The organism is Mesorhizobium sp. M1D.F.Ca.ET.043.01.1.1, assembly GCF_003952385.1.
In the GTDB taxonomy this organism is placed as follows: Bacteria; Pseudomonadota; Alphaproteobacteria; order Rhizobiales; family Rhizobiaceae; genus Mesorhizobium.
In genome coordinates, this window is record NZ_CP034444.1 from 3,888,472 (window position 1) to 3,909,056 (window position 20,585).

16 protein-coding genes and 6 pseudogenes are annotated in these 20,585 nt (G+C 58.2%); 13 read left to right on the forward strand and 9 right to left on the reverse strand.

Going from position 1 to position 20,585, the window contains the following annotated elements; genetic code table 11:
* Positions 1–322 precede the first annotated feature (322 nt).
* From EJ067_RS19000 to EJ067_RS35410, 5 genes and pseudogenes are all read left to right on the forward strand, one after another.
* A complete protein-coding gene (locus EJ067_RS19000; protein ID WP_126080608.1) occupies positions 323–1,480 on the forward strand; it encodes a TlpA disulfide reductase family protein in 1,158 nt (385 codons plus the stop codon).
* A 324-nt stretch (positions 1,481–1,804) separates the two neighbouring features.
* Positions 1,805–2,243: pseudogene (locus tag EJ067_RS19005) on the forward strand (DUF269 domain-containing protein).
* 46 nt (positions 2,244–2,289) lie between these two features.
* Positions 2,290–2,493, forward strand: a complete 204-nt coding sequence (locus EJ067_RS19010) for a CCE_0567 family metalloprotein (RefSeq protein WP_063169367.1) — start codon at positions 2,290–2,292, stop codon at positions 2,491–2,493.
* Entirely contained in the window at positions 2,490–2,807 is a 318-nt protein-coding gene (gene fdxB, locus EJ067_RS19015) for a ferredoxin III, nif-specific (RefSeq protein ID WP_189343318.1), read from the forward strand. The genes EJ067_RS19010 and fdxB overlap by 4 nt, the downstream gene beginning before the upstream one ends.
* A 72-nt stretch (positions 2,808–2,879) precedes the next feature.
* Positions 2,880–2,957, forward strand: a pseudogene (locus EJ067_RS35410) (hypothetical protein); the annotation flags it as partial.
* A gap of 36 nt (positions 2,958–2,993) precedes the next feature.
* Here EJ067_RS35410 and EJ067_RS19025 read toward each other — a convergent pair.
* Positions 2,994–3,666 (reverse strand): annotated as a pseudogene (locus EJ067_RS19025) (transposase); the annotation flags it as partial.
* A gap of 26 nt (positions 3,667–3,692) precedes the next feature.
* Here EJ067_RS19025 and EJ067_RS19030 point away from each other — a divergent pair.
* Positions 3,693–3,806: pseudogene (locus EJ067_RS19030) on the forward strand (aminocyclopropane-1-carboxylate deaminase/D-cysteine desulfhydrase family protein); the annotation flags it as partial.
* A 401-nt stretch (positions 3,807–4,207) separates the two neighbouring features.
* Here EJ067_RS19030 and EJ067_RS19035 read toward each other — a convergent pair.
* Both EJ067_RS19035 and EJ067_RS19040 read right to left on the reverse strand, forming a co-directional pair.
* The gene (locus EJ067_RS19035) at positions 4,208–4,936 is read right to left on the reverse strand and encodes an SDR family oxidoreductase (RefSeq protein WP_126080609.1); all 729 of its coding nucleotides are present in this window, start codon (positions 4,934–4,936) and stop codon (positions 4,208–4,210) included.
* A 432-nt stretch (positions 4,937–5,368) separates the two neighbouring features.
* Positions 5,369–6,469 carry a redoxin domain-containing protein gene (locus EJ067_RS19040; protein ID WP_348526306.1) on the reverse strand — a complete coding sequence of 367 codons (1,101 nt, stop codon included), beginning with the start codon at positions 6,467–6,469 and terminating at the stop codon, positions 5,369–5,371.
* Here EJ067_RS19040 and EJ067_RS34635 point away from each other — a divergent pair.
* The 3 genes and pseudogenes from EJ067_RS34635 to EJ067_RS34640 form a co-directional block, all read left to right on the forward strand.
* Entirely contained in the window at positions 6,453–6,725 is a 273-nt protein-coding gene (locus EJ067_RS34635; protein WP_189353850.1) for a hypothetical protein, read from the forward strand. The genes EJ067_RS19040 and EJ067_RS34635 overlap by 17 nt on opposite strands.
* A 195-nt stretch (positions 6,726–6,920) precedes the next feature.
* Positions 6,921–7,363 (forward strand): annotated as a pseudogene (locus EJ067_RS19045) (transposase); the annotation flags it as partial.
* Positions 7,358–7,748: pseudogene (locus tag EJ067_RS34640) on the forward strand (ATP-binding protein); the annotation flags it as partial. The pseudogenes EJ067_RS19045 and EJ067_RS34640, both read left to right, overlap by 6 nt.
* A gap of 169 nt (positions 7,749–7,917) precedes the next feature.
* Here the strand turns inward: EJ067_RS34640 and EJ067_RS19050 are convergent.
* The 6 genes from EJ067_RS19050 to EJ067_RS19075 form a co-directional block, all read right to left on the reverse strand.
* On the reverse strand, positions 7,918–8,469 hold the full coding sequence (locus tag EJ067_RS19050; protein WP_126080611.1) for an SET domain-containing protein-lysine N-methyltransferase: 552 nt from the start codon (positions 8,467–8,469) through the stop codon (positions 7,918–7,920).
* 592 nt (positions 8,470–9,061) lie between these two features.
* A complete protein-coding gene (locus tag EJ067_RS19055) occupies positions 9,062–10,057 on the reverse strand; it encodes a 2-oxoglutarate and iron-dependent oxygenase domain-containing protein (protein WP_126080612.1) in 996 nt (331 codons plus the stop codon).
* A gap of 161 nt (positions 10,058–10,218) precedes the next feature.
* Positions 10,219–10,926 (reverse strand): class I SAM-dependent methyltransferase, encoded by a 708-nt coding sequence (locus tag EJ067_RS19060; RefSeq protein ID WP_126080613.1) that lies wholly within the window; start codon positions 10,924–10,926, stop codon positions 10,219–10,221.
* Positions 10,927–11,628: 702 nt separating this feature from the next.
* A complete protein-coding gene (locus EJ067_RS19065; RefSeq protein ID WP_164762826.1) occupies positions 11,629–12,660 on the reverse strand; it encodes a GlxA family transcriptional regulator in 1,032 nt (343 codons plus the stop codon).
* Positions 12,661–12,744: 84 nt separating this feature from the next.
* The gene (locus EJ067_RS19070; RefSeq protein WP_126080615.1) at positions 12,745–13,437 is read right to left on the reverse strand and encodes a B12-binding domain-containing protein; all 693 of its coding nucleotides are present in this window, start codon (positions 13,435–13,437) and stop codon (positions 12,745–12,747) included.
* 381 nt (positions 13,438–13,818) lie between these two features.
* Positions 13,819–14,727, reverse strand: a complete 909-nt coding sequence (locus EJ067_RS19075; protein ID WP_126080616.1) for a LysR substrate-binding domain-containing protein — start codon at positions 14,725–14,727, stop codon at positions 13,819–13,821.
* A 240-nt stretch (positions 14,728–14,967) separates the two neighbouring features.
* On the opposite strand from EJ067_RS19075, the gene EJ067_RS19080 reads away from it, so the two are divergent.
* The 4 genes from EJ067_RS19080 to EJ067_RS19100 all read left to right on the forward strand — a co-directional run bounded on the left by EJ067_RS19080 (position 14,968) and on the right by EJ067_RS19100 (position 20,572).
* The gene (locus tag EJ067_RS19080) at positions 14,968–16,212 is read left to right on the forward strand and encodes an FAD-binding oxidoreductase (protein WP_245459658.1); all 1,245 of its coding nucleotides are present in this window, start codon (positions 14,968–14,970) and stop codon (positions 16,210–16,212) included.
* A gap of 17 nt (positions 16,213–16,229) precedes the next feature.
* Complete coding sequence (locus EJ067_RS19085) at positions 16,230–17,111, forward strand: dihydrodipicolinate synthase family protein (protein ID WP_126080618.1); 882 nt, start codon at positions 16,230–16,232, stop codon at positions 17,109–17,111.
* Positions 17,112–17,137: 26 nt separating this feature from the next.
* The gene (locus EJ067_RS19090; protein ID WP_126080619.1) at positions 17,138–17,752 is read left to right on the forward strand and encodes a short chain dehydrogenase; all 615 of its coding nucleotides are present in this window, start codon (positions 17,138–17,140) and stop codon (positions 17,750–17,752) included.
* Positions 17,753–18,121: 369 nt separating this feature from the next.
* Complete coding sequence (locus tag EJ067_RS19100) at positions 18,122–20,572, forward strand: FAD-dependent oxidoreductase (protein ID WP_126080621.1); 2,451 nt, start codon at positions 18,122–18,124, stop codon at positions 20,570–20,572.
* The last annotated feature ends 13 nt before the right edge of the window (positions 20,573–20,585 follow it).

Here is a 20,585-nt window from a genome sequence, read left to right on the forward strand (position 1 = left end):
TCGAGGACCGAGGCCAGTCTAATCACAGGCGAGCCGTCCAAGCTCTCAAGAGATAGGGCGAAACCCGACAGCGGCAGAAGACATGTCGGGTTCACGACAATCGGCCGCATTTAGCCTCGTGGAGAATTTCAAAGCATTTCCCGCCGCTTACCGGAGCTGAGGGAATTGGCACCTCCGTTGCAGCTTGATGTGCGGCAACACGGTGAGAGCTTCGCTGAAGCAAGCCAGAGGGAGCGATGCCCTCGAGACCGTGTCCGATTTTGACGGGAAAATATTCCGCGACAAAAGAGACGAAAGGTGTGGAATGACTTTGGACACCAAGATGGAACTGCGTATGGGGTCCCCGGCTCCTGCGATCAAAGTGGAGAACTGGCTGCGTGGCGAGCCCCTCACGAACTTTCGGCCCGGCAAGGTCTACCTCGTTGAGTTTTGGGCGACTTGGTGCGGACCATGTGTCGACGCCATGCCCCATTTGATCGAACTGCAGGAGAAATATGAAGGCAGCGGATTTGAGGCGGTCGGAGTTGCCGCCTGCGAACAGGGTCCTACCGCAGACGAGGCGCGGACCAACGTGGATGCCTGGCTGACCGAGAAGTTCCCGAATCTGAATTATCGTATCGGGTTCGATTACATTGGCGAAATGAACAAGCTCTGGATGGATCCCAGCTCTTCGATTGGGATTCCCACCTCGTTCGTGGTCGACCGCGACGGCCACATCGCTTTTATCGGCCACCCGGCGGAACTCGATGACGTTTTGCCGAAAGTCCTTAACGGCAGCTGGCGCAGCAGCTATGAAGCGAAAGCCGCCGATGCAAAGCGCATCGCGCATAACCAACTTGCAGCGCGCGAAATGTCGCTTACCGGGCCGATATACGCCAAACTTGAGCCGGCGATGCAGGCCGAGAATTGGACGGCGGCGCTCTTGGCCATCGAAGAAGGCCTCGCCTTGATGCCAGACTCTTTTGATTTTCGGCAGATTCATGCGGATCTTCTGCTTCACAAGCTGCGCGACATCAAGACCGGCATGCCGGTCATGCGAGAATTGGTCGAGGACGCGATCGACAAAACGTCCGACGCGGTGTCGTGGATGGCCTTGGCCCTCAACCAACTCTTCGATCCCACGATGGACAATTCCCATCTTCCGCGCGCGGAGCGCTTTGCGATGGGCAACGAGCTCTCGGAACAGATACTGGCACTCAATCCCCCGAACGGCGATGGCCCGTTTAAATACCGCCGGTACCTCCCGGTAGCTCAGTATTATTACGAGAGCGGCAACAAAGATCGCGCAATCGAGTTGATCGAGGTGGCACTGAAATCGGTGGACCGGCTGGGGCCAATTCCGGACCACACCAAACAGTACTATCTTACCCCATTGCTCGAAGCACTGGCCAACTACACGGGTGAGCCTGCCTGTCACGCGGATCTTTGTGTGGCTCCGCAAAAGAAGGCACCCGAAACTCAAAACGCAGTCACTTCCTGAGCAAGAATCGCGAAGGGACTGACAATTGGAATTGAACACTGGCCAATCCGCCCATCGAAGCTCTCTTCGCAGCAAGTATGTCGATGCAGCAGGGCGGCGGCTTGCGGCAGGTTGGATTTCAATTGCGTTGACCACCGGTCGGATCGCGGCGCAGACGATGTGCGCCGCGAATTCGCGCCGCAGGTCTCGCACTCGTGGACATGTCGAGGTCGGCCACGGGGCACTCTTGGGGTTGGCCCGCCCAAGCCATTCGTCGGCCACGCAAGCGGACCCGGAGTGGGCATCGCAGGAAAAGGAAATCGTACCTCGAAGACGAAGACTGAAATGACGAACAACGAAATTCCTCCGGTTGGCCCTGCTGTCAACAATGACGAAGAAGCCCTTGCTTCCCCGTTCGTCAAATGCCTCCTGCGGCTCATTCGTACTCAGGATTCCTTCGGCTTATGGGAAGGCCATTCGGATGCCGAGCTGCTGGCCGAGTTCATCATCACCAAGCAACAGCAACGTGCGGTACCCTTTGGCGGCGATCCTCGATCCTGACGCGCTGTGGAGGCTCGACATGTTTTACACCGCCGTAGCGCTTGCGATCGAGGAGCGCTCCGGCGTGTCGACGTCGCCAATAATTGGAATGAAGCCCCTGCGGGCTTCCAGCGGTTGGGCGTTCTGTCGAGACGTCCACCGGTTCGGCTTCGAGACTTTCCGCAAACTTGCTGAGGCCGGTACGAAACTGGTCGACGATGCGACTGCAGCCATTGAAGCCTAGCCCGAGATGGAGCGCATCAACAAAACCATTGTTCCAGGAAGGATCTATGTCAGACCTAGATAAGATGAGGAAGAAAGTCCGAAAGCTCCAGTTGCGTGCAGCTATTGCCAAGATGGCATTGCAGGACCTTGTCGAGGGTCTGCCGGGCAAGTGGGCCGACATACAGGAAGTCGCCGAGAAAACCCAAGCCGTTTATGCCGAGTTGGATGTTGCCAAGAGAGAACTCGCTTCAATGAAGAATTTAGGATGATGCGCACATTCACCACCCGTGACGGCTCCATTTGGATGCCGTCGTACCTGACCTCCATCGATAGCAAGACCTGCATCGGCTGCTGCCGTTGTTTCAAGGTCTGCTCGCGCGATGTGATGCATCTTCACGGCGTTGATGATGCGGGTGAAATCCTCGGCCCCTGCGATGACGAGGACGACGATTTCGACGGCAAGCTCAATCGCATGATCATGGTTGTCGAAGATGCCGGCCGCTGCATAGGCTGCGGAGCCTGCGGCCGCGTCTGCCCCAAGAACTGCCAGACGCATGTTGCGGCCGACCAGCTCGCAACATGATCTGGCGAAAACCAGGAGAACGGCGTTGCACTTCATCTTTTTGTCGGCTCGTGGGGCTGGTCCTGTGCAGCAATGCGTCGATGGTTTACTTCGCTTTGGATTCTCCGTGTGGCAGTCGTCACGACGCTGGCCTGTTCGCTGCTGCTTCAGGCCGGCTACTTCGGCCGCGTGCTCTTTCTGAGCTGGTCATGCGGCTTGGCGCAAAGCAAGCTTCTTGTGCTCGCGCAGGTCATCCATGTTGATGTAGCGGTTGGCCTCCATCCAGTTTTCGTTGGTTTCGACGGCCAGCGCCCTGACCAGGCGCAGGCAGCTTTCGGCGTTCGGGAAGATGCGCACGACATAGGTGCGCCGGCGGATTTCCTCGTTGAGGCGTTCCAGCATGTTGGTGGACTTCAGGTGCTTGTGGTGCTGGCGCGGCAGGCAAAAGAAGGTCAGCGTGCATTCGATGGTCTCCTCTCCCCAGCTCGTCAGTCGCGGATAGCGGCCCGACCATTTGGCAAGCCATGCGGCGAGATCGGCCTTGGCCTCGGCGAGATCGCGCGGTCGTAGAGCCAGCGCAACTCCTGCAGGCAATCATCGCCACGATTTCTCGGCAGGTGATCGAGCGCGTTCCTGAGGCACGTAGCAGCGCTGCCAGGCGGGCTTCGGGGATCACCCCGCCGATCGCCGCCACCAGGCTGGCATGATCGTCGGACACGACCAGTTCGACGCCCCTGAGCCCGCGCGCCTTCAGCGCGACGAGGAAATCCCTCCAGGCCGAGCGGCTTTCGCGATTAGCCATCTCGACGGCCAAGATCTGGCGCCGGCCGTCCCAATCGATGCCGACAGCGATCAGCACCGCCTGGCTCATGACGACGCCGCCCGACGCGATCGCGCCAGATGCCCGATACGCTCGTCACAACCGGTGGCGTGCAGTCCAACCATACGCGCATGGTCGCTGCGGTCGCCGCCAAGACCGGCATGAGATGCCTCCTGGTCCAGGAGAGCTGGGTCCCACATGGACATCCGCGCCTGGTTCAGCCCTAGCGGTGAAGGCATGGCAGCAAGCTCAGCGCCGCTAAACAACACATCGCCAAGGCATGCGAACATTGCATGCTCTCTCGCTCGAACACGCCGCGGCGGGGGCGCTCGTCTCCACGTAGAAGGACCAGATTTGCCATCGAGCCTTCTCCTGTTCACGGCAAATTTCACCCTAAATGCACCGCCGCCTCGGAGATTGGCCCCAGCAGATGTCCGTAGGCAATCATTCTCTGACGTTGCCGAGCGGCGGAACTGGGCGCCATATTCCTTTACCATCAGACGGACCCGGTTCTCGACGTCGCGGCTGATAGCGACAAGGCAGGTGCCAGCGGGAGGATGGCGTTCCAGCGGCCCGCCCCAGTTCGAAATACGACTAACCGTCACGGAAGACTTAACTTGGCAGTTCGGCCACCGTCTACGACAAAAATCTGGCCGGTGACGAATGCAGCTTCGTCGGAGGCAATCCATGCGACCATGGCGGCAACTTCCTCAACGCGGCCTGTTCGGCCCAACGGATGAATGGTACCAAGCCGTTCCAGTGCCTTCTCGGGCAAAGCGGCGACGAAATCGACATTGAGATCCGTATCGATCCAACCAGGCGCTACGCCATTGCAGCGCACCCCGTCTTGCCCGCCGTCCACCGCTACGGCGCGTGTAAGGCCATGCAGCCCAGCCTTCGAGGCACAATATGCCGCGTGCCCTGGGTTAGAGGCCAATCCCTCTATCGAGCCAACATTGACGATTGAGCCACGGCTTCTGCGAAGATGAGGCATGGCGCGACGGATCAGCAGGAAAGGAGCATCAAGATTCAGCGCCATTGTGCGTCGCCACTCGTCAAGCCCGGTATCATCTACCCTTGCTTCAACCATGCACCCAGCGTTGTTGACCAGGATATCGAGGCGGCCAGCCTGTCGAACGACATGGTCAATTACCATGTTCGGAACGCCGGGGTCGCAAAGGTCCGCGACTATCCCTTCTCTATGACCGGTCGCCTCGAGCTGAACCGCAAATACTCTGGCCCCGTCGCTGGCAAGTCTGTCGGCGATTGCCGCCCCAATGCCGCGGCTAGCCCCGGTCACTAAGGCGACCTTCCCCATAAAACGCTTCATTCGGCTGCCCTTTCGCCATTCACCGTTACAAGCATGCCGACGCGAGACGCACGCGCAGGCCGGTTTAATCCGGACACCTTCTCCCGCGTGGTCAAGGCCTACTCCACCCCGTCGGCGATGCGACCATTAAGCGGCCGCAAGATGAATAGGCGTCTCTGACTCCGAAGGCCCAACCTGATGGCCGTGCGCGACGCACGAGCCCGGTCCGGCGCCGCGATTCGTTGCTCTTAGTCGATTTGAACTGAAATGCGAGCATCTGCGCTGACGCTTCTTTCTTCGTTAGGTGCCCGGGCTTTGTCCCATACCACCATGATTTCATGGGTTTCAAAGGCATCCTCAGAACATGTTTAGTAACACCCTGTATATTGATGCCAATTCAGCTGCGATGGACCCATATGCCTGAACGAATTGGCCCGTAAGCCCTTCTTGCTATCAAACCCTTTTATGCTTTCTCCTCGGCCCGCCCTGCGATCGTGCCTTCAGGACATTGCTTTGCGGAGCCGCACAGAGGGCGCCGTAATAAACCTCCTCACCCTTGTAGTTGGCTAAGGCCTGCAGCAAGTTCGGTAGAAGGTGTTGTTTCAGCTCGTCCAGCATAGGGTCCGCACTGTCCAGCGATTTCAGTGCGAACTCGATTAGCTCAATCGCACGATCTTGGTTGCCGCTCTCGTGATAGTATCGAGCCACCGCCGGATAAGTCCGGAACTTGTGGCCGTCGCCTTGGAGTGGATTGCGTGCCAGGATATGCTCGGCCAACTCTTTGCCGAGCGCGAAGCGCTCATGAGACGGAAAGTGCGAGTGGTCGTGCGCCGGACCGAAAAGTTGGTCTAATGTTGCCAGCAGCCAATGCTCGGAGTTCCTTTCGATCGCGTCGCGAGCCAATTGGCGTATGACAGGCAACCCGGCCGGCATGTCTTGCATTCTGTGAAGCAATACATGCGCCTGAGCCAAGCGGAAGTTGATGTCGTCGGGCATCAAGGCGCTGCCCTCTTCGACTGCTGAGAGTGCCGTCTCCCAGTCCTCTTTTCTCACTGCGGCCCAAAATCTCCTATTAATTGACTTGGTCAACGCTTGTTCGCGCTCGGCGATCCGCTTCGAGTCGACTTTCGATGCGTCGCTGGTGCGCCAGCGGCCGTTGAGCACTCTCGCCAAGACCTCGTTAAGTCGAGTAGCGTGACCGATATAGGCGATACGACCGTCTGCATCGATTACAAACAAGATCGGAAATTCGCCAGAAAAGCTTGCTTCCATCCAACGCTTTTTCATTTGGCCCGTATGGTCGAACGCGATCGGAAAATTCAGGTTCGAGCACTTTTCGGTCAACCACGCGTCCAGCTTGACCCGCGCCTCAACCGTCGATAGCGCGCCTTCATGAGCCGCGACCACGATGACCTCGAGCCCACTGTGCTTGAACCTTTCCTGCATCTGCATCAGATGGTGCATCGCCGCCGCACATGGTTCACTCCCAGTTGCCCAAAATTCGACGACGTATACTTTGCCGGGCTGGAAATGTGCGATGGGCTCGCCGCGCACCCAAGTCTCCACATTGATCGAAGGAGCCGGCGACCCCATCTGCAAAACCATATTGCTCTCCAACGCCATCCCAAAGCTGCGCGGCTTTATGGCAAGCTGTTCCCTGAGAGACGGTGCACCGAGTCGACTGAAAGGAGGCCTCTATCGTCAGGCGGGCTTCGATGCAGTCAGCCGTCAATCAGTTTTGCCGCATTTCAACCAGCAAAGGCCGTGCCAGCGCGCTGAACGCCCGCTGACGGCATTAATTTACCTTTGAAAACATCCATGTGTAATGATGCGGACATTTTTGTCAGGTGTTTGTTTCGAATCCGCCATTTTGTCAGTTGCTGTCGGTCTGGGCGTTTAGAGTCCTCGCGCCAGACTGCGATGGGGCAGCAGCACCTGAATACAGACCTGCCACTGAGAATTTCCTCCATCTGAGACTAGAGTCAGGGTCCTTGATTACGGACTGATGAAGACAAAGCGATTTACGGAAGAGCAGATCATCGCGGTTATGCGCGAGCATGAAGAGGGTGCGAAGGCTGGCGATCTTGCCCGCAAGCACGGGATCTCCGAGGCGACGCTGTATAGCTGGAAGGCCAAGTATGGCGGGATGGACGTCTCCGACGCCAAGCGCCTGAGGCCTTGGAAGACGAGAACGCCAAGCTAAAGAAGCTGCTCGCCGACGCTCGAAGCCTCGGCAGTGCGCGAGCTTCTGTCGAAAAAAGTTAGGACCCGCCGCCAAGCGCGAATCCGTAGCGCATCTGCAGGCCGTCATGGGCCTATCGGAGCGTCGGGCCTGTCCTTCGTCGGCGCCGATCGCAAGATGATTGATACCAGTCTGGCCGACCGCCAGAGACACAGCTGCGTGGTCGGCTGCGCGACCTCACGCACGAGCGTCGACGCTTCGGTTACCTGCCCGTCGTCCACGGTGGCGGCAATCTGTTCTTCCAACTCGCAAACGCCCGCTACGAGAAGGGCGCAATGATTGTTACCTCAAATCGCGGCTTCGCCGAATGGGGCGAGGTCTTCGGCGACCCTCGTCGCAACCGCACTTCTCGATCGCCTGCTTCACCATGCGGTCGTCGTCCAGATCGAAGGATCGAGTTATCGGCTCCGCCAGCACGCCGAGCTCATGCCAGAACACTTGCGATCAAAAGCCTCCATCACATTGCCGACATTAAATTCACCATCGCGACCGCGCGGCCGGCCACCGAAAAATGGACACCCCCACCGGGACAGCCTGAGCGGCGAAACTGGGGAATTTTACTTCGGCACTTTTGGGGACGAGTGGCATTGACAGGTGACGCGCAGGGGATTGCACAGATTGTGCGCACACGTTGGTTCAAGGCAGTTCATCTGAAGTCCGCTACTGGCCAGAGGCCGCGCACGCTCACCGCGGCGCGCAACACTGTCAGGGCGGCACTGCCAACGAGCAGGTCATCCGACGCATGTTGCGTTCCCTGGGGCTAAGCAACCCTATCTCTCTCTTGGAAGGTGCCTTGGGTTTTCTTGAGGTACGGTGCGTAAAAACCCGATACGAGCAGAGGATGATCGCGAGGCAATGTGGAGAAGCCTCCGGCTGAGCCTCGGCAATTTCTAGACGAACAAAGACATACCGATACCCCAATGCACTCGAATTCCGATGTAGCGTAGTTCCACGTCACTTCGGCGCCAGAAGAGATATGCTGAATGGCGACGAAGTCGTAGGCCCCGAAGCGATTGGGCACAATCGCTAAGTTTGGATCACAACAATGATTCACAATGACAGCCGGCTTATGAAAGAGAGCATGGACATTCCAGTCCAGTTGAAAGGAGTTTGTCGTTCGAACCGTTTCCATACGGTCAATTAGCCCGATGACGACAATTTCCCCCGGCAGGAAGTCGCGAGCAGCGAATACCCCGCGCCCCCTTTCTCCTCCCGTGCTGAGGATTTTTACGTTGCGGGCATTGAGCTGCTTTGCGCACGCGACGTCATCCGTCAAAATAGACAGATCTTGGTTTATGTGAGTATCAGACATACTGTTTCTTTCGCCTGCTCGATTGAGGGATGAGTACTTTTCGCCAGAGGTCGCTTGGAATTTCGCTGTTTTCGGAACGTCCTCCTAAAATCCCGATGGTTCCAAGTAATTTACGAAGTTGGGGGCTTGTCCATGTTTTGCGCCTTAGGTCCCAGTCAGCGGCGCCTACTGTCTCTCCCAGGAAACACTCAAAAATCGTGCCGATTCACCCGCCCGGCAGCCGAGGATTTTGATTTCTCTCGGCTATTTGACTGAGGCTAACGAAGAGATTGCCTATCACGCGTGTGTAGCGAATCCGACAGACCAGCAGGCGAAGTGGTGACAACGCGTCTGCAAGCGAGCAGTTTATCCTGCTGCGGATGGTGCGCGTGACACGCCAGCCGGGGGTCCAGGTCTCGAAAGCGTTAGCATACCGCAGGAAGTGGCTGCAAAACCCCTGTTGCCGCCAGATGCCGCGCACATTGAGTTTCAAAGGCGCGGTCAAGGGACTAATGCGTGACAATACTGTCCCACCTATGGCGTTTTCTGAGTTCGACTGGGCCGCTTCGACCCCGCAGTGTATTGTCACGCGAGTAGGCGGCGGCCCGCTCTCTCATGCTTTGGCCAAATGAGCATAACTTGCTGCGAAACGCCCGAGTTTGTGTTCGCCGCAAGTCACCGGCCGGTAGCGCAGAGGGTTGCTGTCAGTGACACATGAGGCCAATGGCTCAATGATCGCATCGAAATCAGCATCGATAAAGAAGGGGATTGAGTATCGCTCACGCCCTGAGCTATTCACTACGCGATGTAGGTTGGCCAGATAGACACCGTTGGTGAGCCGCTGAAGCAGGTCCCCGACGTTGATTATGAAAGTACCGTGGATCGGCGTGCCTTGTACCCAATCGCCGTCTCGGTTCATGACCTGAAGACCGCCGACGTCGTCCTGTGCAAGGATGGTCAAATTGCCGTAGTCGGTGTGGGCGCCGATTCCGATCATGTCTTCGCTGATATAACCACTCTGCGGCGGGTAGTGAAGCAGCCGCTGAATGCTGATCGGGTTCCGCATGAGGTCCTCGAAATAGCTTTCCGCCAGGTCCAGACTGAGCGCAATTCCCTGCAAAAGTTTTTTCGATAGGCCCACCATCTCTTGATGGTATCTGTATGTCAGCTCCCGAAACTCGGGCCAACCTGAGGGCCACTGGTTAGGACCAAAAAAGGGACCTTCTAAGGTCGAACGTTCAGGTCCGAAGTCGAAGCACTCCTTGAGGTCTTTGGTCTTGCCCGGATCGGTGTTCTCGCCGAACAGCTCAATGTAACCGCGAAAGGCCGAATCGGAATTGCCAATATGCAGTGACGACTTCTGCGACAATGGCAAATTAAAAAACCTGCGGCTCACATCAAACACCGATTGTATGAAATCCTGCGGGACTCCGTGGTTCTTCACATACATGAATCCAGTATTGGAAAGCGCCCACCGTATCTCCCTGGCCACCACCTGTTTGTTCGTACCGTTGAGGAGCGGTCCGATGTCGACCACCGGTATTTTGTCAAAGCTTTCGCGTTTTGCGCGCAGCTTATCGTCTAGTCTGGCTACTAAACCTTTGGACATTAGTACACCTTTGTTTTGCCGATTGAAGCCGACGCATAGCTGCCGGCCATTTGGATTTATCGTGACGCGAAGTAGTACTGAAACGCGCCACCGTGCTGGAAATACCCCTACTCGTCTTTAGGTCATCCACAACAGGGTTTCGCTCCCGAGGCAGAGCATGATCACAACCCCTGTCGCTCTGCCGCGCTGACCTTCTCGGGCACTTGAAAGACCCAATAGTCCGCACGCTCCTCGGCCACGTATCTGCCGTTGCTTAGACACTGCGCCAGTAAAAGAACGCCCTCATCCTGCAGACGCCGCGCTTCGTCCTCGAAGAATGCGGCCTCGGCGTAGCTCTTGCGGATGCTTGTGATGATGAATCCTTTCGGGCGCGTGACGCGAGCCAGCTCGCGCAGCCCGTCTGGTCTAACGTGCCCAAGTGTAAAGACACCGCAGCAAACCGTGATATCATAGCCCGCGTCGGCGTACTCAGAGAGTACTCCGTTAAGGTCGACACAGTCTTGGACATGACGGTAGACTCGGGTTTGCCGCGCCTTTTCGGCCATCTCTTTGGAAAGATCGAACCCATCGATCAGCCCGAAGCCGAGGCGTTCCAGTTGCACGCCGACAAGGCCTGTTCCGCAGCCAGCATCCAGGATTGTGATGGCAGTTCGCTCGCTGCTCAAATAGGCTGCCTGCACGGTGCCCGCTAGTTCCGCCACGATCATCGGGCCGTAGTACCCCTCGGAGCCAACATCCACATCGTAGGCCCCAGCCCATCCCCGATAGAATTGGGTTAGGCGATCGGCGTCGCCCTCGAGTACGAGGGCGTCCCTGATGCGCTGTCGTGCGACTTGTTCCAGTGTCGTCTGCTGATCGACGGTATTCATGGCAACTCCTCTGATAGGCATAATCGGAAGCGGCTATTCGGCTCCTGATGCCAACTCTCAAATGTGAGAATCAAAGCTCGTGCCAATTGGCCAAAAGCCCGAAGAAAAGCAATTTTGATGAATTCTGCTATCAGGCTGAGGCACAACAACACAACATTGCTCCAACGAAGCCTGTCCGCAAACAACAAAGCCGACAAAGTGTCGGGTTGTGAACTTGCGACCCAGCGTACAGCACTGCCCGCGAACTCATGAAAATCCCGCGCGCCTCCTACGTTGTCAGCTCTATCAATTCCAGTGGCCTGCTATGTGGTGGGTCCGGAATGAGCTGGTACGGGTTGATCAGCCCGGTGCTCGATTGCCATTGGCAATGCAGATGCGGTCGAAGATTTGCGGCCGAAGGAGGCGTCCGCTGGGACTATCGCCGTTTTGGGGCAGGTCAGGATTGCCCTGGCGCTGGAGTCAGTGATGAGGCGCTAAGCTGGGCTTTGGATGGTGTCCTCTCGGACAGCCCAGGACGTCATCCAGCGGCAGACGACGATGGCTTCTTCGGTCGACGTCAGGCACGGTGCTCTTCGACGCCTCGGCTCCCATCGGAGCATCGGCCCGATCGCGTTGAGCGCGAAAGCCAGGCTGCCGAGGTGCTTGCCAATTGATGGCACGTGGGTTTTGCGGGGCTCGTAAGGGGGCGTCACCGAGTATGGGTCAGCCGCGACAGGTACTGGGGTTGGCGCCGAAGGCTTCGCGGAAGCACTTCGAAAAATGTGAGGCCGACACGAAACCACAGGCGACCGCGATCTCAATAATCGGCAACTCTGTTTGTGCAATGAGACGCTTCGCGCGGCTAAGTCTCAAATGCAGGTAAAAGCGCATGGGAGACAACGAAACCGATCGCTGGAAGAGCCGTTCAATCTGACGCTGTGAGCGGCCGACACATCTTGCGATGTCGCGTAAGGGCAGCGGGTCCTCAATATGCTCCTCCATAATGCGAATCACTTCGGCGACCGGCTTGCAGATGCCGGCTTCGCCGCCATTCATGGTCCATTGTCTATCAGAGGCAGGGCGCCAATACCCGGCAGTCGTATGTCGGCAGACGGTCAACGCAATGTCTCTGCCGAGGCGTTCGCTGATCAGCTCCATAACGAGGTCGAACGACGCAAATTCTCCTGCGCAAGTGAGGAGGTGACTATCACGAACGAATAGCCGGTCAGTGACCTGAAGCCGGCCAAATTTTTCAGAGAAAGCGGCTCTCTTGTCCCAATGGATTGTGCACGCGGTGCCGTCCAGCAACCCGCTGTCCGCCAACAGCCATGTCGCCGTACCCAACGCTGTGATTGGAACACCATGCCGCTTGCAAAGCCGAAGAATCTTGCTGAGAGCAGCAGACGTCTGCCTTTCGACCCGTTCGCCTGCACAGACAATGACCATGTTCGTACCTTTGCCAGCCGGAACGCATTCGCCGGTGCTAGCGAAGTCGCTGCCGACCGACAGGACGAACCCGCTGGCGCATTCAACCGGCTGGCCATCCAGGCTTGCAATCGTCCACTCGAAGAATGATCGACCGGACACAGAATTCGCGATGCGAAGGGGATCTACAAATGACGAAAGGCTGAGTAGCGAAAATCCGGGAAGTGCCAGGATAACCAGTCGGTATACGTCCTGCGTGTCGATCACCTGCCGGCTGGGGTTCCATCCCACGATCCGCGAATGATCTCCTGTTGAAAATGGCGCATTCATAAGGTCATACATCCTGGTTGATGGTGATCAACATCGAGCGGCCGCAAACGACACCGGCGCCTTCAGGGTTGGCACCGCAGCCATTCAACTACGGGTGTTATGCTTGCGCTTCATGAAGTCCTTGGCGGTCTCGACAGCCACCGCCGCGTCGCGGCAATAGGCATCGGCGCCGACGGCCTTGCCGAATTCCTCGTTCAGCGGCGCACCGCCGACCAGCACGACATAGTCGTCGCGAATGCCCTTTTCCTTCATCGTGTCGATGACGACCTTCATGTAGGGCATGGTGGTGGTCAGCAGCGCCGACATGCCGACAATATCAGGTTTATGCTCTTCAATCGCCGCCATATACTTCTCGACCGCATTGTTGATGCCGAGGTCGATGACGTCGAAGCCGGCGCCTTCCATCATCATGCCGACGAGGTTCTTGCCAATGTCGTGGATGTCGCCCTTGACGGTGCCGATCACCATCTTGCCCTGCTTTGGCGCGCCGGTGGCGATAAGCAGCGGGCGCAGGATGAACATGCCGGCCTTCATCGCATTGGCCGACAGCAGCACTTCCGGAACAAACAGGATACCGTCGCGAAAATCCTCGCCGACGATGCGCATGCCTTCGACCAGCGCCTCGGTGAGCACCTTGTAGGGCGCCCATCCGCGCTCCAGCAGGATGGCCGTGCCTTCCTCAATTTCTTCCTTCAGCCCGTCATAAAGGTCGTCGTGCATCTGCTGCACGAGTTCCTCGTCGGACAGCTCGGAAAGGATGATCTCTTCGTCAGCCATGTTGGTTCACCTGATGCTCAATTCAAAGGAGGTCGGCGCCCCATCTCGATGGGGCACCGATCAGGCTTCCGGTTCGAAGCCTTGGGAGTTGATTTTCAGGCTGCCAGCCACTATTCCCGCAGGTGAATCTGGGAACCGGAAGACTGGCCTGTGCGGCGCCGGATTGCGGGAATATCAGTGTCCATCATCGCGTCACCCTCAGCGGAATGACCCGCATCCCGCGTCAAACATCAGTGGCCCGGCCGTCCAATAGGGGCGGACCCTAGCTTAATCTCGCGCTGATGATAGGCGCCGGCAATTGTCCTGAGAATGCGCAAAAGCTTTCGCTTGTCTTAAATCCAGTTTATATCCAGAGGCGGATAGGGTGAGGGGCAATTCAGGTCACGGGCGGAGTTCTTCAGACTGGACGAGAAACCAGTCAACCAAAATCTTGCATCTCTTGTTCTTGCTGGCATCCTCGCTGGCCAACAGAAAGAAGGCCCTGTCGGTCTGGATTTGGGTTGGCAATGGCTTGACCAGGAGGCGGTTGTCGAGCAACTGCTGGGCGGTAAGGGACCACCCCAATGCTATTCCTTCACCAGCCAGAGCCGCTTGAAGCGTTAGCTGGTAGTCATTGAACACGATATTGGGCTTGATGTCGCTGGCATCGCCGCCTGCCAACTCGACCCATTCGGGCCAATCCAGGCGCTTGCGAAAAGCATCGGACGAATGAATCAGTTGATGGTGGATCAGATCTTCGACGGCTTGGGGAGCGGGGTGCGACAGAAGATATGCCGGTGAGCAGACGGGAAAGATGATCTCGTCGCAAACGAACCAGCTGTTGGCCCTTTCAAAATTCCGGGGCCGCACCCAAACCGTCACGTCGATCTCATGATCTGGCTCGACATCGCGGTCGGTGGCGACCACCTTGATCCTGACGTCCGGATGCTCTTCCTGGAAATGATAGAGTTGAGGCGCGAGCCAATGTGCCGCCAGAGATGTCGAAGCTGCGAAAGTTATGTACTTCGTTCCGCGATCAGTGATGGTCTCAAGCCGCTGTTCCAGACGGCGGAAGCTGTTGCGCACCTCATCGTAGAGCTGCCTGCCGGGCTCGGTCAGCTGCACTCCCCGATTGTCTCGGACAAAGAGTGCCGTCCCGCAATGCTTTTCGAACATTTTGATCGAATGCGAGATACTTGGCTGCGTCACGTTGAGTTCGCTGGCCGCGTTCTTGAAACTCAGCGTTCGGGCCGCCGCTTCGAAGACGAAAAGCGAATGCGTCGATGGGACAAGATTGCGAAGCTTGGACATGAAGCAGGTCTATATCAGACCGCATATTTTCCGTCTACGAGACGAACGACACATCGTTTATTCGAAACAGGAACAAGCCAGAGCGAGCGGTGCACTACCCACCGGCCGCCTTCACCGAGCGAGTTGGCAGTGAACTCTTTGAATCAAACAAAGACAAGAGAGCGTATTGTCGTCCAAGCACCGCATCCGGAGCCAACAGTCTCAGGGTGGTACCGCACGTCGGGACCGGAGCTACCCTTAGTGCCGCAGCAAGGCGATGTCACATGCGATTGCCTGGTCATTGGCGGCGGCTGGATGGGGCTTCACGCGGCCCGCCGATTTGCCGAACTCAACCCCCAGTCTTCGGTAATCCTCGTCGACGCCGGACGTATCGGGGACAATGCATCGGGGCGGTGCATGGGCTTCGTCATCGATCTCGCGCACAATCCCCGAAAACGCGACTTCGTTGAAGACATTAGGGGAAACAAGGAAGAGCTGTACGTCAACCTTGAGGGCATCGCCTACATTCGAACCGCCGTCGAGGAGCATGGGGTAGACTGTGATTGGGACCCGCAGGGGAAATACCACAGCGCGGCCACGTCTCACGGCGTTGCCGATCTACACCGCTTTTCGGAGGCGCTCGATAAGCTTGGACAGAAGTACAGCTGGGTTGAAGCCCCTGAAATTCAGTCGATCACCGGCAGTAAGCACTACGTCAAAGCTTTGCATCACCCTGGCACGATTCTGGTCCAGCCTGCGAAGTATCTCAAGAACGCCGTAAACAGCCTCCCCGAGAACGTTACCATCCATGAAAACACCGCCATTGTGGCGGTCCAGTTCGGTGCGCCGAAGCACATCTGCGAGACGCCTGCTGGAACAATCAGGGCTTCGAAGGTCATCATCTGCGCATCGGGTTATCTGACGAGATTTGGCTTCTTCGAAAACCGAGCCATACCACTCTACACGTTCGCGAGCATGACCAGACAGCTCACTGAGAGCGAGCTTTCCAACGTGGGCAACAAGCGAACATATGGGCTTATTCCGGCCGATAGCTTTGGGACGACGGTGCGACGTACTATAGACAACCGTCTTTTCCTTAGAAACGTTTACTCGTATGCGACTAATTTCAAAACAACCAAACAAGATGTCCTTAGGGCGCGGACCCAGCAGCAGGTAGCATTTGACCGCCGATGGCCCGGGCTTTCGTCAATCGGCTTTGAGGCCAGCTGGGGTGGTCTGCTTACGCTCGCGCAAAATGGCGGCATGGTCTTCGGCGAGTTGGCGCACGACGTCTATGGTGCCGCCTTCTGTAATGGAACCGGCGTCGCTCGAGGGGCTGCCTTTGGCAAGGCTGTCGCCGAACTGGCCACGGGGCAATCTTCGGCTGTGATCGATATCCTGAAGACGCGGGCCGCTCCGAGCAGGACTTATCCGAGACTTGTCACATCAATGGGCGTCCGGTTCGTGACCGCTCTTCGTTTCAGGCAGGCAGGCGCGGAAGTCTAGCAATAAGAGGAACGGCAATGGCGGACCTGAAGGGCATCAATCTTGCAATGCAGACACCGTTCGAACCTACCGGTGCGATCGATTACGGCCTCTTCGAAGAGTTGATCGAAAAATACGTATCGGCGGGAGTTCACGGCTTGGTTCTTGGGGCAGGTACAGGCCAGCACCCTTACCTGACCGAGTCCGAATGCAATCGGCTCTACGAGCTCGGGGCGAAGCGCATCGCAGGACGCTGCAACGTTGTCTGCCAGACCTCGGCCCTGAATATGGACGAAGTCATACGGCGGTCACAGCAAGCTGAATCGGTCGGCGCGGACGCGCTGATGATTTTGCCGCCGTATCTCGAAGGTCCGTCAGACGAGGATGGAATTTTCAATTTCTACAGGGAAATCGACGCGGCGGTTGGCGTGGATATTGTGGGCTACAACATCCCGCAGGCTACCGGGATCGCGGTTTCGCCACGCCTTTTTGATCGACTGAGCGGTCTCAAGCATTTCAATTACATCAAAGATAGTGCCGGCGACTTCACCGTGCATCAGGAGTATCTGCAGACGGGAGGCAAGGTGCTAAATGGTTGCGATACAACAACCCTCTATGCGCTGATGGCAGGCGCGCGCGGTGTTATCTGGGGCGCAGCAAACTACATGCCTCTTGAGGCTGTCGAATTGTACAACCTTGTGGCAGCGAAGGATTTGGAGAGGGCTCTGGCACTTTGGCAGCGGATGCTGCCCTCGTTGCTTTTTATCTGGCGGGCACCATATACGCCTTCTGTTCTGAGAGCCGCGCAACTGCGCGGCCTCGGAACCGGGAATGTCCGCAAGCCATTGGCAAAACTCTCGGCGGACCAGGACATGGCGCTTCGCGCCGCACTTGCCCCGCTGTTTGAGGTCGCCTCCTAGCCGTCAGGATATCCAGGGGAGTCCCTATGCGAATTGTCCTGGTTGGTTCGACTGGGATTGTCGGGTCGGCCGTAGCGGCCGAACTTGGCAAGCGGCACAACATTATAGGAGTCGGGCGAACTAGCGGCTTATTCAACGTCGACATCGCCGAGCCGAACTCTATCGACCAATTATTCGACAAGATCGGTGCATTTGACGCGTTGATCTGCACAGCAGGGGCCGTGCACTACGCCCCGCTGAACCAATTCACGAATGAACAGTTCGAAATCGGGCTGCGCAGTAAGTTGATGGGGCAGGTCAATCTCGTAGCGAAGGGTCTCAAGCGTATCCGCGACCACGGATCATTTACCTTGACCTCGGGTCTAACCAACGAAGATCCCATCCGGCAGGGAAGCTCGTCCGCCCTGGTCAATGGCGCGTTAGACGGTTTTGTACGCAGCGCGGCAATCGAGCTTGGGCGGGGGCTGCGGATCAATCTGGTCAGTCCGACTCTCGTACAGGAGTCGGTTCAGCTCTACGGCGACTTCTTTCCTGGCACCGCGGCGGTGCCGGCGAGCGAGGTGGCGCTCGGCTACGTCAAGAGCGCAGAGGGCAGTCAAACGGGTCGAGTTTATCGCATGGGTTGGGTCAGAGACGCCTAATCTGACCAACAATGAACGTCGCGCTAACGGAGGACAAGCATGCCCAGGCAACTCTGCATCGGAGGTAGGTGGGAACTCGGTGGTAGAGCGGCCCAATTTCGATGTGACAAACCCTGCGCATCGTTCTGCGGAGGGGGCATCAACTTGTGGATGTCGCTCCATGAATAGGCAGCGGGTGGTCGGCTTAGAAAATGCCCATCAAGGCGCACTATCGTCGTTGCAGGCGACAGGTGAATGTGACGCAGGGCGCCACTTCACCCCCGTGCCAGAAGGCCATATCCGCATCAGCCTCTGCCAGCCCGAACCTATGCTGCAAGAAGCAGCGCTCCGGCTGCGCCGTTTCGCTTCCAGCTACCGCCGCGAGGCCGCATGACCGCCAAAGCCATTCCCGCCAAAGCAAGAGCGGTCATCATCGGTGGCGGCGTTTCCGGCTGCTCCGTCGCCTATCACCTGGCCAAACTCGGCTGGACCGACATCGTGCTTCTGGAGCGCAAGCAGCTGACGTCAGGCACGACATGGCATGCCGCCGGCCTGATCGGCCAGTTGCGCGGCTCGCAGAACATGACCCGGCTGGCGAAATATTCCGCCGACCTCTACGTCAAGCTGGAAGCCGAGACCGAGGTCGGCACCGGCATGCGCCAGGTCGGTTCGATCACCGTGGCGCTGACCGAGGAGCGCAAGCACGAGATCTACAGGCAAGCATCGCTGGCGCGTGCCTTCGATGTCGATGTCCGCGAGATTTCTCCCAATGAAGTCAAGCAGATGTATCCGCATCTGAATGTCTCGGACGTCGTCGGCGCCGTGCATCTGCCGCTCGACGGCCAGTGCGACCCCGCAAACATCGCCATGGCGCTGGCCAAGGGCGCGCGCCAGCGCGGCGCCACCATCGTCGAGAACGTAAAGGTCACCAAGGTCCATACCAGGGCCGGCCGCGTCACCGGCGTGTCCTGGGCGCAAGGCGAAGAGCAAGGCACGATCGAGGCCGACATCGTCGTCAATTGCGCCGGCATGTGGGCGCGCGAACTGGGAGCGCAGAACGGCGTCACCATCCCGCTACACGCCTGCGAGCATTTTTATCTCGTCACCGAGCCGATCCCCGGCCTCACCCGTCTGCCGGTGCTGCGGGTGCCGGACGAGTGCGCCTACTACAAGGAAGACGCCGGCAAGATGATGCTGGGCGCCTTCGAGCCGGTGGCCAAGCCGTGGGGCATGGACGGCATAAGCGAGGATTTCTGCTTCGACCAACTGCCTGAGGACATGGAGCATTTCGAGCCGATCCTCGAAATGGGCGTCAACCGCATGCCGATGCTGGCGACCGCCGGCATCCACACCTTCTTCAACGGTCCGGAGAGTTTTACGCCCGATGACCGCTACTATCTCGGTGAGGCGCCGGAGCTGTCCGGCTACTGGATGGCGACCGGCTACAATTCGATCGGCATCGTCTCCTCCGGCGGCGCCGGCATGGCGCTGGCGCAGTGGATCAATGACGGCGAAGCGCCCTTCGACCTGTGGGAGGTCGACATCCGCCGCGCCCAGCCATTCCAGAAGAACCGACGCTATCTCAAGGAGCGCGTCTCCGAGACGCTCGGCCTGCTCTATGCCGACCATTTCCCCTATCGGCAGATGGCGACCTCGAGGAATGTCCGCCGCTCGCCCCTGCATGAGCATCTGAAGGCGCGCGGCGCGGTGTTCGGCGAAGTCGCCGGCTGGGAGCGCGCCAACTGGTTCGCACGCGAGGGCCAGGAGCGCGAATACCGCTATTCCTGGAAGCGGCAGAACTGGTTCGACAACCAGCGCGAGGAACACCTCGCGGTCCGAAACAAGGTCGGCCTGTTCGACATGACCTCGTTCGGCAAGATCCGTGTCGAAGGCCGCGACGCCTGTGCCTTCCTCCAGAAGCTCTGCGCCAACGACATGGACGTCGCGCCGGGCAAGATCGTCTACACCCAGATGCTCAACCAACGCGGCGGCATCGAGAGCGACCTGACGGTCTCGCGCCTGTCGGAGACGGCGTTCTTCCTCGTCGTCCCAGGCGCCACGCTGCAGCGTGACCTCGCCTGGCTGCGCCGCCATGTCGGCGGGCAGTTCGTTGTCGTCACCGACGTAACGGCGGCCGAAAGCGTGCTCTGTCTCATGGGTCCGGATGCGCGAAAGCTGATCCAGAAGGTCAGCCCGAACGATTTCTCCAATGAGAAAAATCCGTTCGGCACATTCCAGGAGATCGAGATCGGCATGGGCCTGGCCCGCGCCCACCGCGTCACCTATGTCGGCGAGCTCGGCTGGGAACTCTATGTCTCGACCGACCAGGCAGCACACGTTTTCGAAGCGATCGACGAGGCCGGTGCCGATGTCGGCCTGAAACTCTGCGGCCTGCACACGCTGGATTCCTGCCGCATCGAAAAGGCTTTCCGGCATTTCGGCCACGACATCACCGACGAGGACAATGTGCTGGAGGCCGGCCTCGGCTTCGCGGTGAAGACCGCCAAGGGCGACTTCATCGGCCGCGATGCCGTGCTGCGCAAAAAGGAAGCCGGCCTGTCACGCCGGCTCGTCCAGTTCCGGCTTAAGGATCCAGAGCCCCTGCTCTTCCATAACGAGGCGATCCTGCGCGACGGCAAGATCGTCGGTCCGATCACATCAGGCAATTACGGCCATCACCTCGGCGGCGCGGTAGGGCTGGGTTATGTGCCATGCCGGGGCGAGAGCGAGGCCGATGTGCTGGCTTCATCCTACGAGATCGAAATCGCCGGCGAACGCTTCGCGGCGGAAGCATCGTTGAAGCCGATGTACGATCCGAAGGCTGAAAAAGTGCGGGCCTGAGTTACAAACACCT

Coding starts and splice junctions, on each gene's coding strand:
- EJ067_RS19085 (WP_126080618.1), top strand. CDS start 16,230: ATGGCGGACCTGAAGGGCATCAATCTTGCAATGCAGACACCGTTCGAA.
- EJ067_RS34635 (WP_189353850.1), top strand. CDS start 6,453: ATGGGCTCGCCGCGCACCCAAGTCTCCACATTGATCGAAGGAGCCGGC.
- EJ067_RS19065 (WP_164762826.1), bottom strand. CDS start 12,660: ATGAATGCGCCATTTTCAACAGGAGATCATTCGCGGATCGTGGGATGG.
- EJ067_RS19000 (WP_126080608.1), top strand. CDS start 323: ATGGAACTGCGTATGGGGTCCCCGGCTCCTGCGATCAAAGTGGAGAAC.
- EJ067_RS19035 (WP_126080609.1), bottom strand. CDS start 4,936: ATGAAGCGTTTTATGGGGAAGGTCGCCTTAGTGACCGGGGCTAGCCGC.
- EJ067_RS19050 (WP_126080611.1), bottom strand. CDS start 8,469: ATGTCTGATACTCACATAAACCAAGATCTGTCTATTTTGACGGATGAC.
- fdxB (WP_189343318.1), top strand. CDS start 2,490: ATGATGCGCACATTCACCACCCGTGACGGCTCCATTTGGATGCCGTCG.
- EJ067_RS19055 (WP_126080612.1), bottom strand. CDS start 10,057: ATGTCCAAAGGTTTAGTAGCCAGACTAGACGATAAGCTGCGCGCAAAA.
- EJ067_RS19010 (WP_063169367.1), top strand. CDS start 2,290: ATGTCAGACCTAGATAAGATGAGGAAGAAAGTCCGAAAGCTCCAGTTG.
- EJ067_RS19075 (WP_126080616.1), bottom strand. CDS start 14,727: ATGTCCAAGCTTCGCAATCTTGTCCCATCGACGCATTCGCTTTTCGTC.
- EJ067_RS19070 (WP_126080615.1), bottom strand. CDS start 13,437: ATGGCTGACGAAGAGATCATCCTTTCCGAGCTGTCCGACGAGGAACTC.
- EJ067_RS19100 (WP_126080621.1), top strand. CDS start 18,122: ATGACCGCCAAAGCCATTCCCGCCAAAGCAAGAGCGGTCATCATCGGT.
- EJ067_RS19060 (WP_126080613.1), bottom strand. CDS start 10,926: ATGAATACCGTCGATCAGCAGACGACACTGGAACAAGTCGCACGACAG.
- EJ067_RS19090 (WP_126080619.1), top strand. CDS start 17,138: ATGCGAATTGTCCTGGTTGGTTCGACTGGGATTGTCGGGTCGGCCGTA.